This window comes from Planomicrobium stackebrandtii (assembly GCF_030814955.1).
GTDB classification, from domain to species: Bacteria; Bacillota; Bacilli; order Bacillales_A; family Planococcaceae; genus Planococcus; species Planococcus stackebrandtii.
On record NZ_JAUSWB010000011.1, the window covers coordinates 39,819 to 56,574 of the forward strand.

Sequence of the window (16,756 nt, forward strand, 5' to 3'; positions counted from 1 at the left end):
GCAGATGGAAGCTTTGAAACTATCGTTTCCACAAACCATAAGCCCGACTGCAAAAAAAGCGGCTGTACCAGCTCAACAAGATCAGGCTCTGTTTGCTTCTTTGCTGACTTCATTAGGCACCACTGAAGCGGAACTTCCTAGTGAAGAACAAGCCTCGGCAGAAGGTGTGCTGGAAAACCTGGAATCTTTGTTGGCGCTCCTACAGGAAATACCGGTTGAAGAACAAACGGCTGAACAGCAGGAACTTCAATATGCGATTCTTCAACTGCAGGAGCTTCAGGCGGGAAATGCACAGCTTAACGTGACGGCACCCAGCCAAACGAGCGGCAGTTTAGCAGAATCCACAGCTGCTTCCGCCAAACTGCTTGAGTTGCTCGAAAACATCCAGCAGAAGCTGCAAGTTCTCTCAAGCATAGCGTCTGCACAATCCACAGGAAGTTCGGTAGTTAAAGAAGCAGCTGAACAAACAAACAGCATCAACCTTATCAATTTACCTCAAATTTCAAAGCAACTAGATGAGTTGATTGGCCTTCTGGAAAAGGAGCAGCAAGCAACGTTAGCTGCTCAACAAGGAAAGTCGATTGGCCAGGAATTACCGGTTGAAGGGGGCAGATCGGTAAATGATATTCCCAGGTTTCTAAATGAAACCTTAAAACCAGTCAAAGAACTTCCGAAAGTCCCTGTTGAAACACAAGGAACATCTCTACAAGCAGAAGAAGTTGCACTTCAGCCATCCGTAAAACTTCAGGGTGCCGAGGAACTTCAGTCGCCGAAAGTGGCAGCTGACAGCAAAACGGCTCAAGAGACGACTATCCAGCCAACCACTAGCGTGACGGCTGAAGCTGTAAAAGCTGCTGGCAACCAAGTGCGGACAGAAGCAAATCCACCCGCTGCACCATTTGTCCGGCTATCCAACCTTCTTGAGGATTTGGGCGGTATGCTGAAAAGTTCGATGCGCATGGCAGAGACTGCAGAAGGCATGAAAATGCGCGTGAATATTTTTCCGGAACATCTCGGCCACCTGGAAATTCTTCTCACATCAGTGAACGGAAAACTGGCCGCTCAAATTATGGCAAGCACACCGATGGCAAAAGAAGCACTTGAACTTCAACTCAATCAACTCAGAGCTTCGTTGGTGCAGCAAGGCGTAGCTGTTGAAAAAATCGAAGTGCTGCAGCAAAGTTCGCCGCAGCCTTTCAGCCAACAGCAATCTCATGCCGAACAGCGATTTTCCCAGCAACAGCATAAGAATGGAACAGCCAACCGAGACAAAAATGGCTATTTTCAGCCCGAAGAAGAAAAGGCGTCTATACGGCAGCCTTCGGTTGGCCAGTTGATGAAAGTGGATTACACAGTATAGAAGAGAGGGTGTTTTGATGAACATCTCGACAGCAACAACGGGAACCGCAGCAGCAGCTCCAGCAGCACCAGCTGCTAAGACGGAAGCCACAAATGCACTCGGGCAAGATGCTTTCTTGAAAATCCTGGTCACTCAAATGAAGCACCAGGATCCGATGGAACCATTGAAAGACACGGAATTCATTGGGCAGATGGCTCAGTTTACGAGCCTCGAACAACTGACCAACTTAAACAAAACAATGACGCAGTTTGTCAGCAATCAGGGAAGTTCTTCATTAGCGGACTATGCACACTTAATCGGCACATCAGTTAAATGGGAGTCAGAAACAGGCTCAGGTGAAGGAATTGTTAAAGCTTTGTCCAGCAAGAACGGCGAGTTGCTCGCTGAGCTTGAAGGCTCGGATGTAAAAGTGCCAATCGAATCGATTCAACGGATTGAAAAACAAACAGCAGCCACGATTGACCAAGAAATCGTCTGACCCATTACGGTCAAAAGATGATTCTTGAAAGGGGAAAATTAAATGTTGCGTTCAATGTACTCAGGAATTTCAGGAATGAAAGGGTTTCAAACCAAGCTGGATGTAATCGGGAATAATATTTCCAACGTTAATACAATAGGCTACAAAAAAAGTACGATTAACTTTCAAGATCTTCTAAGCCAAAATTTATCAAGCGGTGGAACAAATCCCATGCAAATCGGTTTAGGTTCATCAATGGCTTCGATCAATGTAAACCATAATGTAGGATCAGCAATGACTACAGGAGTTGGAACAGATCTTTCGATTATGGGTGACGGATTTTTTGTTGTTCAAGATCCAGAAGCTGCCAACGGAGAAGGGCAATATTTAACGCGTGCGGGAAATTTTACTGTGACAGCAGAAGGTAATTTAGTGACGGCACAGGGATACAATGTTTTAAGCAGTAACGAGCAGGCAATCAATGTCTCAGAGTACGATTCCTTCAGTATCAATCGCTTAGGAGAAGTAATTGGAAAACAAGCTGATGGAACAGAAACAACGATTGCCGAGATTGGGATTTCCGCACCTGAAAACCCATCAGGCCTTCGGAAGTTTGGCGGTTCTTTGTATGAGATGACAGGAATGGCCAGTGCAAACGGCTTGAATATCCAAACAGCTACAGACAAGAATACAGAAATTGGTTCTGGGATGCTTGAAATGTCCAACGTTGACTTAACGGAAGAGTTTACGGAAATGATCATTGCACAGCGCGGATTCCAGGCGAATTCACGGACAATCACGACTTCAGATGAACTTCTGCAGGAAGTAGTCAACTTGAAACGATAATAGAGGAGGCTCAGGCTGAGCAGGGCTAAGCTTTGAACAGCAATCGACATGATTCAATTGACCAGGTTAAATCGCTCTTCTTTTGTATTAAATGCTATTTATATTGAACGGTTGGAATCCACACCGGATACCGTCGTGACTTTAACAACGGGCAAGAAAGTCCATGTATTGGAAACCGTAGAGGAAGTTATGGACAAAGTGACCGATTATTACCGGAAACTGAACATTTTACCTCGTTTGCATGAGCCGAACTTGGACGAATGAGGGGGCAATCAAGTTGACCGATGTTTTATCAGATGAAAATATTGAAACCATCCTTTCGGCAATGGGGAACCAAGAGCCAAAAGTTATCGACAAAAAAAGAAATGTTCAAGCATACGATTTCAAGAAAGCGTTGCGTTTCTCACAAGATCAGATTCGTACCTTATCCCGCATCCATGAGAACTTTTCCCGCTTATTGTCATCTTATTTCTCAGCGCAGCTTCGGGCTTTTGTTCAAGTTAGTGTCGAGACGGTAGAAGAAGTTTCTTATCAGGAATTTATCCGCAATGTCCAGAAAAAATCGATGTTGGGAGTTTTCGAAGCGGCACCGCTGCAGGGCAGTATGGTTATGGGCTTTTCCCCGGATGTGGTATATGTCATGTTCGACCGGCTTCTTGGGGGGCAAGGCAATCTTTTGCAGAAGGACAGTGAGTTGACTGAAATTGAAATCAGCGTTATTGAACGTGTATTTTCGAAATCACTGGATTGTTTCGAGGAAGCTTGGTCGTCCGTAGTGAAGCTGACTCCAGAACTCAGGGAGGTTGAAGTGAATCCGCAATTTCTGACTACGTCTCCGCCAAATGAAACGGTCATTTTGGTCAAGCTGCAAACGAAAATTGGCAATGTGGAAGGCATCATCAATATTTGTTTGCCCCATGTCGTGCTGGAACAAATTTTGCCGAAGCTGTCAGCAAAACACTGGCTTGCCAATCAAAAAAAAGCAATTGAAACACATGAGATGGAAGCTTTGGAGGAAAAACTTCAAAGCACTAAAATGGAAATCAAAGCTGTACTGGGAAAATCGACGATTGAACTTGGGGATTTTCTAAACCTGAAAAACGGGGATGTGATTCGTTTGAATGAGTCGTATGATGCTCCGGTCACGCTCCAGGTGGACAATAAATTGAAATTTTATGCACAGCCTGGCGTTTCAAAAGGTCGAATGGCTGTACAGGTAACAGAAGTGTCAACTCAAGGAATTCTATTTGATGATGACTGATCAACCTTCTTCGGAAGAAACTGCAGGTTTACTGAATTATAAGAATGTGGGAGGAAAGATGATGTCTGAAAGTTCATTATCGAAAATGGAAACAGAAGCAATCATCGAATTGCTGAACGCATCACTCGGCGGTTCAGCCGCTGAACTGACTTCGCTGCTTTCTGAACAGGTTTTCGTGACTTCGCCAACTTTGGCCATCACCAATAGGGATGATGTCTTCGCTTCGGTAAGTGCACCGTTTTATGTTGCACTTGGTGAATATACAGGTGCAGCAAACGGGATGCAAGTTCTTGCCGTTTCCAAAAAAGATGTAGATGCTGCATTGAAAGCTGGACTGGAGGATGCAGAAGACGAAACAGCATTTCAAGCTGTTCAAAGCATGATTGGGAAAATGTTCGACTCCGTAGCGCAGTCGATGTCATCTCTATTGGAAAGAGATATTGCCCATTCTCTATCGGGTATAGATGTTGTCGATCGGAATGTAGATTTTCCATTGGCCAATTTCACGAAAGAGCAATGGTTTACGGAATCCCAATTTCAGCTGAATATTAGCGGCAAGCAGAATATCCGTTTTCATCTATGCCTTCCAGTGCCACTAGCGAAACTTTTGGTAGCTATATTAACTGAACCGTTTGACGAAGAAGACACAAAGGAGATAGGTGAAATGCCAAAGCAATCGGAAAGCCATCTAGACAAACAGCTAAATCAACAGACTCAAGAAACACAAACGGTACAAAACGTCCAATTTTCAAGCTTTGATAACACGGAAACAGCACCGTCGGAACCGAATAACCTGAACATGCTATTGGATATCCCGCTTCAAGTTACTGTGGAGCTAGGTCGTACAAAACGTGTGGTCAAAGATATACTGGAAATTTCACAGGGATCTATCATCGAACTGGATAAATTGGCTGGAGAACCCGTCGATATCTTGATCAATAACAAGTTGATCGCAGTTGGAGAAGTCGTAGTCATTGACGAAAATTTCGGTGTCCGCGTCACAGATGTACTAAGTACAGCGGAGCGTATCTCGAAGCTGCGTTAATGTCTGATAGAAGGAGTTTGCCGAAATTGAACAAATCAAAGAATGTATACATCGCACTGCTAATGGCAGTCTTGTTTTTCGGTGCACTGTCGGTTCCATTGACTGTTCAGGCAAGCCCGAATGTCGTGGAATGGCTCAACAACGAAGAACCCGAAGAAGAAACGCCGGCAGATCCGGTAGAAACGGCACCGGTGGAAGAAAAAAGCCTGGCTGGCATCATTGTTCAATTGGTACTTTATACGCTATTAATTGTGGCGATGATTTACGGTCTGATCAAGTTTTTGGCAGCACGCCAGAAGAATCTTCAGCCGAACCAGGCAGTCAAGCTGATGGGTGGTACGCCTCTTGGCAACAACAAATCGCTTCAATTGGTGAAAGTTGGCGGCCAGATGTACTTGATTGGCGTCGGTGATGAAGTGACCTTGATCAAAGAATTCTCGGATGCAGCTGAAATTAGCGGCATTGAAAAAGACTTTGAACATCAGCAGCCGGCACTTTCCAAAAACCTGCTGGACTTTACGAAAAAGAAAATCGGGGATTTTTCGAAAAATCCGCAAAAAAAAGGTTTTGATCAGCTTTTCCATCAAAGCCTAAACAAGCAAAAAGCCAAACAGCAAGAGCTCCAAAATGAGCTCGGACAAGAACAGACCGACAAGGAAGGGCGTCCGCTATGATTCCGGAAATTTTATCATCCATCAATATTCCGGGCATTGATTTTGGCGGAGAATCGCCTGAAGATGTCTCAACGACTCTACAGCTATTTTTCCTGTTGACCGTTTTGTCGCTGGCCCCGGGAATTCTCATCATGATGACCAGCTTTACGCGGATCATCATCGTGCTGTCATTTGTCCGGACCGGACTCGGTACACAATCCATGCCACCGAACCAGGTATTGGTTGGCCTGGCACTGTTCCTGACGTTCTTCATCATGTCGCCGATTGCGATGGAAATGAATGAAACGGCCTTGCAGCCCTATTTAGACGGCGACATGGAGCAGCAGGAAGCATTGGATACCGCCATTCTTCCGTTAAAGGAATTCATGGCACAAAACACACGGGAAAAAGACTTGGCCTTATTCTTTAAATACGCAGAGTTGGAAAAGCCCGACAGCATTGAGGAAATCCCCTTGACATCACTGATTCCGGCATTTGCCATCAGTGAACTGAAAACCGCATTCCAAATCGGCTTTGTTATTTTCATTCCTTTTTTGATCATCGATATGGTGGTTGCCAGTACGCTGATGGCAATGGGGATGATGATGCTGCCGCCGGTGATGATTTCACTGCCTTTTAAAATTTTGCTGTTTGTCCTGGTGGACGGCTGGTACTTAATAATCGAATCGCTGCTTGTCAGCTTTTGACGAAGGGAAGAAAACGATGACTCCAGATATGGTGATCAAACTAGCCGAACAATCGATTTTTACCATTATCCTCATTTCGGCCCCGATGCTGCTGATTGCGCTTGCTGTCGGATTATTGGTCAGCGTCTTCCAGGCAATGACGCAAATCCAGGAGCAGACGTTGGCGTTCATTCCGAAAATACTGGCAGTCTTCATTTCGCTTGTAGTCTTTGGACCATGGATGCTGACATTGCTGCTGGATTACACTAGAGACCTGTTTCAGCAGCTGCCAAGAATCATCGGGTAAGCGGGCATGGAAATGATTTTTGACATACTGCCTTATTTTTTGCTGATGCTCATCCGGTTGAGCAGCTTTTTCCTGATTGCCCCGATCTTCTCCATGCGGGGCGTACCGGCGCAATTTAAAATCGGCATCGCTGCTTTTCTGGCGTTTGTCGCTGTTTCGACCTTGCCGATGGGCGATACGATTCCAATGGACTCTTCTTACATTTTATTAATCATCAAAGAGCTTGGTACGGGACTGGCGCTTGGATTCACAGCGGCACTGCTGTTGTACGCAGTCCAGATTGCCGGTGCCTTCATCGATTTTCAGATGGGTTTTTCCATGGCCAATGTACTGGATCCGCAGACAGGTGCACAAGTACCACTTATTGGCCACTTTAAGTACATGGTGGCCATCCTGTTCCTGTTGACAGCCAACGGACACCATTTGATGCTGGATGGCGTCATGCATAGCCTCCGCGTGTTTCCGGTGGAACGTCTGGCGATTTCGGTGAAAGCTGAAGACATCGCTCAATTTATGACCGGCTTGTTCACAGATATGTTCCTGATCGCCCTCCAGATTGCGCTGCCGATCATCGGTGCCTTATTTTTGGTGGATATTGCACTTGGCATCCTGGCAAAAACAGTTCCGCAGCTGAATATATTCGCTGTTGGCTTGCCGATAAAGATTTTAGTCGGCTTTGTTATGCTGTTTCTGACCATGCCTGTATTCTTCTTCATCCTGCAGATTCTCTTTGAGAAAATTTTGGTGAGCATGGCTCAGTTGATCAGTTTATTAGGAGGAACGTAAGTGGTGAAAAGGTATCCCCTGGACCTGCAGTTTTTTGCCGGTGAAAAAACTGAAAAAGCGACACCGCAAAAACGCCAGGAATCCAAACGGAAAGGCCAGGTAGCCAAAAGCCCTGAAGTCGCCGCAGCCATGATTTTATTAGGTGGGATCATGCTGCTGAATTCACTGGGCGGCTGGATGCTGGACCGGATCTTGGCGATCTACCGCATCCACTTTACTGAATATATTTCCTGGGAAATAACACCCGCGACCATTCGAACATTGTTTGAACAGATGGCTATGAATGCATTTTTGCTCATGATGCCGATCATGCTGATTGGTGTAGTCTTCGGTTTTTTTGGAAACTTTATTCAGGTCGGTGCCATCTTTTCGACGGATCCGATTATGGCAAAGTTGGAACGGATGGATCCGATTAAAGGCGCAAAACGAATCTTTTCAGCTCGTGCCCTGGTCGAATTGGGAAAATCCTTGCTGAAGATTGCCATTATCGGAGGCGCTGCCTTTGGTGTGCTGTGGCTTGGCAAGGAAGAATTGTTTTTACTGTCTCAAAAAAGCATTAGTCATTCCTTATCTTTTATCGGCTCTTTAGTGTTTCAAATGGGGTTGGTTGCAGGCATTATCCTGCTGTGTTTATCCATTCTCGATTACATTTACCAGAAATACGAATTTGAAAAAGGCATACGGATGTCCAAGCAGGACATTAAAGACGAATACAAAAAAGCGGAAGGCGATCCGCTGATCAAATCAAAAATAAAAGACAAGCAACGGCAAATGAGCATGAATCGAATGATTCAGGATTTGCCGGGCGCGGACGTGCTGATCACTAATCCGACGCATTATGCAATCGCCATCAAGTACGATGCCGAAACGATGGCGGCTCCGGTCATCATCGCGATGGGCAAAGATCATCTGGCCTTAAAAATCAAAGAAAAAGCGAAAGAGCTTGGAATTGTGACGATGGAAAATAAGCCTCTTGCACGTGCGCTGTATGCCCAGGTTGAAATAGGGGATACCGTGCCGGAAGAATTGTTCCTGGCCGTGGCAGAGGTTTTAGCATATATTTACCGACTAAAAGGAAAAATCCGATGAATTGGAAAGAGGAGGGGACCGCGTGAAAATCAGAGATTATGCCATTATGGTAGCCGTCATCATGATCGTTGTGATGATGGTCATCCCTCTTCCGCCGCTCTTATTAGATATTTTAATCATGATTAATATCAGTATTGCCCTAACCATCCTGTTGGTGGCAATGAATACGAGAGAACCGCTTCAATTTTCTATATTCCCCACACTGATTTTGCTGACTACACTGTTCCGCTTGGGATTAAACGTATCAACAACCCGTTCCATTTTGACCGAACAGACAGCTGGACAAGTTATCGAGACTTTCGGTTCATTTGTTGTTGGCGGCAGTGCCATTATTGGGATTTTGGTGTTCCTGATTCTGGTCATCATTCAGTTCCTGGTTATCACAAAAGGATCTGAGCGAGTGGCAGAAGTTGCTGCACGATTTACGCTCGACTCAATGCCCGGCAAGCAAATGAGCATTGATGCTGATCTGGGATCCGGAATGATTTCGGATCAGGAAGCCAAAAATCGGCGCGAAAAAGTCAGCTCGGAAGCAGATTTCTACGGAGCGATGGACGGTGCCAGCAAATTCGTCAAAGGCGACGCCATTGCCGGCATCATCATCACCATCATTAACATTATCGGCGGCTTGCTGATCGGAGTGATGGTCCACGGACTGCCATTTGGAGAAGCAGCCGAGCTATTCACCCTACTGTCCATCGGAGATGGTCTGGTTTCCCAGATTCCTGCGCTGTTGATCTCCACAGCGATGGGTATTGTCGTAACGCGTGCAGTATCGGATGGCAATTTAGGATCGGATATCACGAAGCAGCTTTTTGCTTATCCTAAAATGCTGTATGTTGTAGCTGCAACCCTTGTAATGTTTGCCGTATTTACACCAATCAGCCCACTGCTAGTGGTGCCGATTGCAGGTGTCATTTCATATGGTGCTTTCCGGATGCAGCAAGCATTAAACTCTGAGGAAAAGCAGGAAGTGGAAATAGGCAAGGACGAGAAAGAGCTGGAAGGAATGAAAAGTCCGGAAAGCGTTATCGACCTGCTTCATGTCGATGCCATTGAATTTGAATTTGGCTATGGGCTGATCCCAATTGCCGACAAAAACCAAGGCGGCGATTTGTTGGACCGTGTCATCATGATTCGCCGGCAATGTGCAATGGAGCTTGGCATCGTGGTACCGGTTATCCGGATCCGCGACAATATCCAGCTGCAGCCTAGCGAATACGTCATCAAGATCAAAGGCAACCGGGTAGCATCCGGAGAAATTATGCTTGACCATTACTTGGCCATGAGCCCAGGAATTGATGACGAAGCGGTGGAAGGCATCGAAACGGTTGAACCCGCTTTCGGCATGCCTGCGCTATGGGTCAATGAAGAAATGAAAGAAGAAGCCGAAATGGCCGGCTACGCAATTGTCGATCCGCCGTCTGTAGTCTCGACGCATTTAACAGAAGTGATCAAGCGCCATGCCCATGAGCTGATCGGCAGACAGGAAGTCAAGTCGCTGATCGAAAATGTGCGTGAAACTGCGCCTGCAGTTGTGGAGGAATTGGTGCCGCAGCTGATGACGATCGGAGAAGTGCAAAAAGTATTGATGAAACTTCTGAAAGAGAAAGTATCAATCCGCAACTTATTGGTCATTTTGGAAACGCTGGCTGATTACTCCTCGCAGACAAAAGATACGGATCTGTTGACGGAATACGTCAGGCAGGCACTATCAAGGCAAATTACGCTGCAATACACGACGCAAAGAGAGCCGCTGCAGGTGATCACAGCCGGAGCGAGCCTCGAGAAGAAATTTGCAGACTCGGTGCATCGGACAGAGCAGGGCAATTTCCTATCCATCGATCCTGAGTCTTCCCAGACAATTTTCCAGAAGATCACGGAACAGGCCGCCCAGCTTCAGCAGACAGGTGTTCAACCGATTTTGCTCACGTCTCCTGCCATCCGTATTTATATGAGGCAGTTTGTAGAGCGATTTGCGCCTGATCTGCCAGTACTTTCGTACAATGAGCTGGAACCGGAGATTGAAATTCAAAGTGTTGGAGTTGTTAATATCTCATGAGGCTGAAAACATACATTGTTGGAAGTATGACAGAGGCAATCCCGCTTATCAAACGGGATTTAGGCGCGGACGCTATGATTTTGAATACAAAAAAAGTGAAAACGGGCGGCTTTTTAGGGTTTTTCCAAAAAGAAAAACTGGAAGTGACAGCAGCGATTGACCCTATAGCAACACGGGAAAGTGAACGGGAACACGTACCGGCAGAATTTCCGAAAGTACAGCCTGTCAAGCAGCCGGCTGTTCCAAAAGAAACGGCAACTGAACTGATCAGCGAGTTGAAGAACATCAAGCAATTCATGATGCAGCAGATGACTGAAGACCGTCTGCCGGAAACATTTCAGATATTGAAAAAACACTTAACTGCACAGGAAGTAGCAGAAGACATCCAAGCGGAATTGATTGCGAAAATCATTTCGAATTTGAATGACGAGACTGACCATACGTTAGAGAAGGTATGGTCTGCTGCTCGGGAAGAAATCCTTGCCATAATTGAAGAAAAACAGCCGCCAAAAGTTGCTCAAGATCCTGAAATCATTTGTTTTATTGGTCCGACAGGTGTAGGGAAGACCACAACGATCGCCAAAATCGCGGCTGATTATATGCTGACAAGAGATAAAAAAGTAGGTTTAATTACTGCCGATACATACCGGATTGCTGCAGTTGAGCAATTGAAGACTTATGGCAGCATTTTGAATCTGCCGGTCAAAGTAGTTGACTCGGCTGCAGAGTTGAAGCATGCGATTGAGGATTTTGCAGAATGTGACATTATTCTGATGGACACTGCCGGGCGCAACTACCAGCAAAAACAGTATATTGATGAGCTTGAACGCTTATTGCCGAATGACAACAAAGTCCAGATTAACCTAGTGCTCAGCCTGACTGCCAAATACGAAGACATGAAAAAAATCATCGACAATTTCCAGTCGATTGCCATGGACGAACTGCTGCTAACCAAAAAAGACGAAACAAGCTCTTCGGGAGCCATTCTGAACCTGATTTTTCATTACGATATTCCCATCCGCTACATAGCCAATGGACAAAACGTTCCGGACGATATTTTGACAGTCACTTCTGAATTGGTTGCAGATTTTTTAATGGGGGAAGAAAAGCATGCTTGATCAGGCGAATGAATTAAGGGAAAGAATGTTGGCAAAGCAAAAAAAAAAACCTGATCGAAAAACCATCAGGAAGACGCGGGTTCTGGCCATTACCAGCGGCAAAGGCGGGGTGGGGAAATCCAACTTTGCGTTAAATTTTGCGTTGAGCCTGGTGGAACAAAACAAGAAAGTACTCATATTCGATGTTGACCTTGGTTTTGCGAATATCGATGTGCTGTTGGGCCGGACACCGCAGGAAACGATCGCAACGATGATCGAAAAAGATCTGGCCGCGCAGGATATTATCGAAGAAGGTCCCAATGGCCTGTTATTTATCTCAGGAGGCAACGGATTTAATGACCTGTTTCGGATGGACGACCTTAAATTGGAAAAGTTTTTTAAAGAACTGAGCACGCTGCAGGGAAAAGTAGACTATATCATTCTGGATACGGGAGCAGGTCTATCTTACGAAAATCTCCGCTTTATCCTAGCTGCTGACGACGTCATCCTGGTGACGACCCCTGAACCAACTTCAATCACTGACGCTTACTCAGTCGTTAAGATGGTTCATGGCAAAGACCCGAACGTCCACATGAAGCTGGTGATCAATCAATCTACCAGCTTACGCGAAGGTCAGCAGACGGCAGATAACTTTAAACAGGTAGCGGAGCAGTTTCTCGGCAAAGAAATCGGCACGCTTGGTTTCATTCCAAGCGATGCACGCATACCAGAAGCGGTGAAAAAACAAACGCCGCTTTTGCTGGCATATCCGGACAGCCCGTCGGCGGCAGCTATCCGAAAAGTGGCCGGTGAATTTCTACAGCTGCCAGTCCCTTACAAATTAGGCCTCAAAGGATTCATTATGAAGATTCTGTTTAAATAAGAGCGGCTTTTCCGCTTGGAAATGGTGGTGAAGATTATGGTGAATCATAAGTTGTCCAAAGAAGAACTCACCTGCTGGAGCGATTGGCAACAACATCGGGATCCGGAAGCTGGCGAATACTTGGTTGAACAGTATCTTCCTTTGGTCGATTACGTGATTCAACGGTTCATGATCAGTTTGCCTAAAACGGTGGAAAAAGACGATGTCCGCAGCTACGCTTATGAAGGCTTGCTTGATGCCCTAAGCAAATTCAACATCGAACGGGATTTGAAGTTTGAAACATACGCTTCTTGGCGTATTAAAGGAGCTATCATTGACGGATTGCGCACCAGTGATTGGCTTCCCCGCTCAGTCCGGGATAAAGTCAAGAAAATTGAAAAAGCCTATCTTCTGCTGGAGCAGCAGAATAGCACCTCTGTTTCCGATGAAGATGTCAGTTCATACTTGGGCATTACGAAAGCTGAGCTGAATAAAACAGTTTCTGAAGCAGCCTTATCGACAATGATATCGATGGACGATGAAAATTTCGAAGAACAAGGAAGGCTCGGAAATTACCATGTCGATTCACCCGAGCGCCACCTGTCAGAGCAGATGACCAAAGAATCGCTGGTACGCGCCATTGAGCGATTGCCGGAAAAGGAAAAAATCACAGTTTCCCTATGTTATTTCGAAGAAATGAAACTAACCGAAATCGCCGAAATCCTGAGTGTCAGTGTATCAAGAGTTTCGCAGCTTCACTCAAAAGCCATGCTGCGTTTGCATGCTTCAATATTATCGGTGCACGACAATTATTGAAATGAAAATAATAAACAGAGAGCCAGGGTGATAATCATGGAATTGCTATTGGTGGCAATCAGTATTGTCCTGTTGCTAATGAATGTCCTGCTGATGCTAACAGTCAAAAAGCAGCGAATGGATGAAGGTCCAACTGGAGTCCACGAAAGTATGGCAGAATTCGTGGCGCAGCTTGAAAAAGAAAATGATGAACTTTATGATAAATTAATCGCCTATGTAAAAGAAAGTGAAATCCATCTAACGAAAAGAATCGAAAGTTTGGAAGGAAATTTTGCTCCTAGTTCTAAAGAAATAGAAATTCCAGAAGAGGCTTCTGTGGAGACAAAGAAAATAATTCAGCTCTCAAGGCAGGGGTTTTCTACCAAACAAATTGCCAAAGTGCTCCAAACCGATCATGGTAAAGTGGAGCTCGTAGTTAAGATGAACCACAAACAACAAGTGAATTTTAAAGAAGACGGGGTGCTGTAATTGCGCATTGATAGTCAGAGCAATATCCAGAATGAACGGTTTTCAGTACAAGTTGCGGGAAACAAAACGAGTGAAATTTTTTCAAACGCCATGAAAAAATCCCAATCTAAGCTGCAAAATGATTCTTTAAACCAATTAATGGGACGAGTGGACGAACAAGGACAGAAACTCTCCAATCAACGCACGCTTGAGAATGTATTAAATTATAAGCATGCGGTAAAGCAATTTGTTGGCGAATCTATCCGTTTTGGCTTGCTTTTATCTGACGAGCAAAGCCAGCATCCAGCCGGGGGAATGAAATCCCAGCAAATCATTAAAGTGATTGATAAAAAAATGATTGAAATTCAAGATGAAGTATTGAATAATGAAGAAGAAGGAATTGGTACTTTGGATCTAGTCGGAGAAATAAAGGGATTGCTTATCAATTTATATATGTAAAGAAGGATGGAGAGGGTGAAATGTCAGAAAATCGTCGTGAGTTTTTTAGGGTTTTTTTCAATCAAGCTTTGAATGGAAAGATTTCAATTTATGGAGGCAATTTTTTCCCGGTCGACATTTATGATGTCAGCGCCGGAGGGCTAGTGTTTTCTTCTGCACTTGATATCCCTTTGGGGGAAAGCGTGCGTTGCAGCTTTGAAATATTAGACAGCGCTTTCTTACTAGAGGGGTCTATTGTCCGGAAAGCAACAGGGGTAGATATAGTGGAATGCGGAGTTGAATTTACTGTAGATCAAGGAACATCTTCAGAGTTATTCAAGCAACTGAACCACTACCAAATCCGCCAACGAAAAAGTTTTTTATTTGAATAGATTCATGACTTCATGAAAAGAGCAGACTCCCGGGTCCGCTCTTTTTTTGTTCAGGAGGAATTTCTGGAAGGAAAAGAGAAGTAATAGCCATACGAAAAAAGGGAAGGTGGAAAAATGGAAGCACCGGAAGAAATGCTTTCCGTATGGCGGCAGTTTGATGATTTTCCGATGGAGACCTTAACGAAAGCTTGGTACTATCAACGGTCAGGTGAACAAAAGCAGCGCAGTGTGGAGCTGATGAAACAACACCACGATCAATATGGCATCACCGGCAATTGTTTTGATTTGGCGATTTGGCTGCTGGCAGCGTTTGATGGAGCCGGCATCAAAGCTTACCCGGTAGGCAGCGGACTCGGAACAGAACAAGCTCATGCAGCGATTATAGCCGAAGACCGGGATGGCCGCAGATTTCTATGTGATTTGGGCGACCAGTGGATTCAGCCAATCCTGCTGGATGCAGACCGGCCAGAGTTCCAAGGCGGCAGGCTGTCAGGGTTTTTCCCTGGAGCGGAAGTTCAAGTAAAGCAAACGGATAAAGGGGTAGAAGTCATTTATTATCGGCCTAACGGCAAACAGTCCAATCAGATCTATGAAATGGAACCTGTTGAACGGGCAGATTTCCTAGAGGCCGCTGAATATTCCCAGCACCATATCCATCCGGAACCGCTGGTGGAAGTTCGGCTGTGGGAAAGTAGCGAAACCGTCCACTGGGAATTCGATAATTGGAAAAGTTTTATGAGTACGAGCACAGGGCTCTATCGCGACAGCGCGATTGAAACGCTGGAGGAATGGATAGAACGAATACATGATAAAACGCATTACGACAAAGAGTTTTTGAAAGAATCACTGGGATTTTACCAGCGGTTGAATCTGGGAAGCAGCGAATGATGGAATAGGAGAATTGGGATGATCAAAGCCGTTATTTTTGATTTGGATGGGACCTTATTAGATCGGGACAGCTCCTTGGCTGCATTTATAGAGGATCAGTACAATAGGTTAGCTGAACACGTGCAGCATATACCGAAAGATCTTTTCATCGACCGGTTTATCGAGTTGGATGCCAAAGGCTATGTCTGGAAAGACCGGGTTTATCAACAGTTAACCAAAGAGTTGGACATTAGAGGGATAGACTGGCAAACTTTGCTGGCTGACTACGTATCCAACTTTAAGTATCATTGTGTACCGTTTTCGGATATAGGTAGCATGCTCGAGAACCTGTCCCAGCAAACTCTCCGCTTAGGGATGATCACTAACGGCAGAGGGCAATTTCAGCTGGATAATATTCAGGCTTTGGGAATCGAAGGCTATTTTGAAGAAATTCTTATTTCTGAATGGGAAGGATTGGCTAAACCGGATGCTGCTATTTTTCTAAAAGCACTGGCAAGCTTGGGCGTGTCACCGGGCGAGGCAGTTTATGTCGGAGATCATCCGAAGAATGATATTGAGGCTGCAAAAGCAGTTGGCATGAAAGCCATCTGGAAAAAAGATTATCACTGGAGCTGCCTGGAGGCTGATGGAGAAATTGACGGCTTACACGAAGTCACTGGGTGGATAGAGCGCTTAAACGCAGAGCCGTAATGCGCTAAAGGGAGAAAAGGGCAGGTGAAGGAGCATGGAACTTAAAACGCAATTGCAGTTTGAACTTACCGAATTTCTGGGCGAACGAGAAACGGATCGCATGCCGGCTATCGGAAACTATGATTATTGGCTCCTGCTGATGGAATATTTCCTGGCTAAATCTGATCTTTTTGAAATTCATTGCTTTGATGAAGAAACGGAAACAATTGAAGATCTCACATCCCACTTGCCTGGGTTATTCGATACCAGCGAAAAGCAGGGCATGACGATTTTTTCCGGTCTTCTGACGCTGGATATCGCTGAATTCCTGATGACCCAACACGTCAGCAGAAAGAAAAAGCTCAAGTGGTTTTCAGTTTTCCTGAGCAAAGGAGAGCAGCACATTTTCTCCTCGGAGCATTGGGGCACTGAATTTTTCGTTCCGGACATTACGGAAGAAGACCTGCTGTTTATCAAGCACGTGGCGCCAGATGATGCCCGCTTTAATCAATATACGTAGTTGAAAGAAACTTTATTGGGATGAACAGAAGCCAGCAGGAGGATCGGCTGGTTTTTTGCTAGGCTAAAAGAAAAA

At 45.3% G+C, this 16,756-nt stretch carries 21 protein-coding genes; all 21 read left to right on the plus strand.

What is annotated here, in order from left to right:
* Window positions 1-4 precede the first annotated feature (4 nt).
* The 21 genes from QOZ98_RS17575 to QOZ98_RS17675 all read left to right on the plus strand — a co-directional run bounded on the left by QOZ98_RS17575 (window position 5) and on the right by QOZ98_RS17675 (window position 16,681).
* Window positions 5-1,360, plus strand: coding sequence for a flagellar hook-length control protein FliK (locus tag QOZ98_RS17575; RefSeq protein ID WP_308788584.1), 1,356 nt, complete (start codon window positions 5-7; stop codon window positions 1,358-1,360).
* Between the two features lie 16 nt (window positions 1,361-1,376).
* The gene (gene flgD / locus QOZ98_RS17580; RefSeq protein ID WP_308788585.1) at window positions 1,377-1,838 is read left to right on the plus strand and encodes a flagellar hook assembly protein FlgD; all 462 of its coding nucleotides are present in this window, start codon (window positions 1,377-1,379) and stop codon (window positions 1,836-1,838) included.
* Between the two features lie 42 nt (window positions 1,839-1,880).
* Window positions 1,881-2,663, plus strand: coding sequence for a flagellar hook-basal body complex protein (locus tag QOZ98_RS17585; RefSeq protein ID WP_308788586.1), 783 nt, complete (start codon window positions 1,881-1,883; stop codon window positions 2,661-2,663).
* Window positions 2,664-2,711: 48 nt separating this feature from the next.
* A complete protein-coding gene (locus QOZ98_RS17590; RefSeq protein ID WP_142827582.1) occupies window positions 2,712-2,927 on the plus strand; it encodes a flagellar FlbD family protein in 216 nt (71 codons plus the stop codon).
* A gap of 13 nt (window positions 2,928-2,940) precedes the next feature.
* Complete coding sequence (gene fliM / locus QOZ98_RS17595) at window positions 2,941-3,924, plus strand: flagellar motor switch protein FliM (RefSeq protein ID WP_308788587.1); 984 nt, start codon at window positions 2,941-2,943, stop codon at window positions 3,922-3,924.
* The gene (gene fliY / locus QOZ98_RS17600) at window positions 3,914-4,969 is read left to right on the plus strand and encodes a flagellar motor switch phosphatase FliY (protein WP_407676719.1); all 1,056 of its coding nucleotides are present in this window, start codon (window positions 3,914-3,916) and stop codon (window positions 4,967-4,969) included. Before fliM ends, fliY begins: the two co-directional genes overlap by 11 nt.
* A 26-nt stretch (window positions 4,970-4,995) precedes the next feature.
* Window positions 4,996-5,643 (plus strand): flagellar biosynthetic protein FliO, encoded by a 648-nt coding sequence (locus QOZ98_RS17605; protein ID WP_308788589.1) that lies wholly within the window; start codon window positions 4,996-4,998, stop codon window positions 5,641-5,643.
* Window positions 5,640-6,329, plus strand: a complete 690-nt coding sequence (fliP, locus tag QOZ98_RS17610) for a flagellar type III secretion system pore protein FliP (RefSeq protein WP_142827578.1) — start codon at window positions 5,640-5,642, stop codon at window positions 6,327-6,329. The genes QOZ98_RS17605 and fliP overlap by 4 nt, the downstream gene beginning before the upstream one ends.
* Window positions 6,330-6,345: 16 nt before the next feature.
* Window positions 6,346-6,615 carry a flagellar biosynthesis protein FliQ gene (gene fliQ / locus QOZ98_RS17615; protein ID WP_142827577.1) on the plus strand — a complete coding sequence of 90 codons (270 nt, stop codon included), beginning with the start codon at window positions 6,346-6,348 and terminating at the stop codon, window positions 6,613-6,615.
* 6 nt (window positions 6,616-6,621) lie between these two features.
* Window positions 6,622-7,401 carry a flagellar biosynthetic protein FliR gene (fliR, locus tag QOZ98_RS17620; RefSeq protein WP_308788590.1) on the plus strand — a complete coding sequence of 260 codons (780 nt, stop codon included), beginning with the start codon at window positions 6,622-6,624 and terminating at the stop codon, window positions 7,399-7,401.
* Window positions 7,402-8,490 (plus strand): flagellar biosynthesis protein FlhB, encoded by a 1,089-nt coding sequence (flhB, locus tag QOZ98_RS17625; protein WP_308788591.1) that lies wholly within the window; start codon window positions 7,402-7,404, stop codon window positions 8,488-8,490.
* A gap of 22 nt (window positions 8,491-8,512) precedes the next feature.
* A complete protein-coding gene (flhA, locus tag QOZ98_RS17630) occupies window positions 8,513-10,552 on the plus strand; it encodes a flagellar biosynthesis protein FlhA (protein ID WP_308788592.1) in 2,040 nt (679 codons plus the stop codon).
* On the plus strand, window positions 10,549-11,670 hold the full coding sequence (flhF, locus tag QOZ98_RS17635) for a flagellar biosynthesis protein FlhF (protein ID WP_308788593.1): 1,122 nt from the start codon (window positions 10,549-10,551) through the stop codon (window positions 11,668-11,670). The genes flhA and flhF overlap by 4 nt, the downstream gene beginning before the upstream one ends.
* Entirely contained in the window at window positions 11,663-12,532 is an 870-nt protein-coding gene (locus tag QOZ98_RS17640; protein ID WP_407676720.1) for a MinD/ParA family protein, read from the plus strand. The genes flhF and QOZ98_RS17640 overlap by 8 nt, the downstream gene beginning before the upstream one ends.
* 36 nt (window positions 12,533-12,568) lie before the next feature.
* Window positions 12,569-13,327: a FliA/WhiG family RNA polymerase sigma factor gene (locus QOZ98_RS17645; protein ID WP_308788594.1), complete on the plus strand. Its 759-nt coding sequence runs from the start codon at window positions 12,569-12,571 to the stop codon at window positions 13,325-13,327.
* Between the two features lie 36 nt (window positions 13,328-13,363).
* Complete coding sequence (locus QOZ98_RS17650; RefSeq protein ID WP_308788595.1) at window positions 13,364-13,795, plus strand: DUF6115 domain-containing protein; 432 nt, start codon at window positions 13,364-13,366, stop codon at window positions 13,793-13,795.
* Window positions 13,796-14,233 carry a YaaR family protein gene (locus QOZ98_RS17655; RefSeq protein WP_308788596.1) on the plus strand — a complete coding sequence of 146 codons (438 nt, stop codon included), beginning with the start codon at window positions 13,796-13,798 and terminating at the stop codon, window positions 14,231-14,233.
* Window positions 14,234-14,253: 20 nt separating this feature from the next.
* Window positions 14,254-14,604 (plus strand): PilZ domain-containing protein, encoded by a 351-nt coding sequence (locus tag QOZ98_RS17660; protein WP_308788597.1) that lies wholly within the window; start codon window positions 14,254-14,256, stop codon window positions 14,602-14,604.
* Between the two features lie 114 nt (window positions 14,605-14,718).
* Window positions 14,719-15,492 (plus strand): arylamine N-acetyltransferase family protein, encoded by a 774-nt coding sequence (locus tag QOZ98_RS17665; RefSeq protein WP_308788598.1) that lies wholly within the window; start codon window positions 14,719-14,721, stop codon window positions 15,490-15,492.
* Between the two features lie 18 nt (window positions 15,493-15,510).
* Window positions 15,511-16,182: an HAD family hydrolase gene (locus tag QOZ98_RS17670; RefSeq protein ID WP_308788599.1), complete on the plus strand. Its 672-nt coding sequence runs from the start codon at window positions 15,511-15,513 to the stop codon at window positions 16,180-16,182.
* A gap of 34 nt (window positions 16,183-16,216) precedes the next feature.
* Window positions 16,217-16,681 (plus strand): hypothetical protein, encoded by a 465-nt coding sequence (locus QOZ98_RS17675; protein ID WP_308788600.1) that lies wholly within the window; start codon window positions 16,217-16,219, stop codon window positions 16,679-16,681.
* Window positions 16,682-16,756 lie beyond the last annotated feature (75 nt).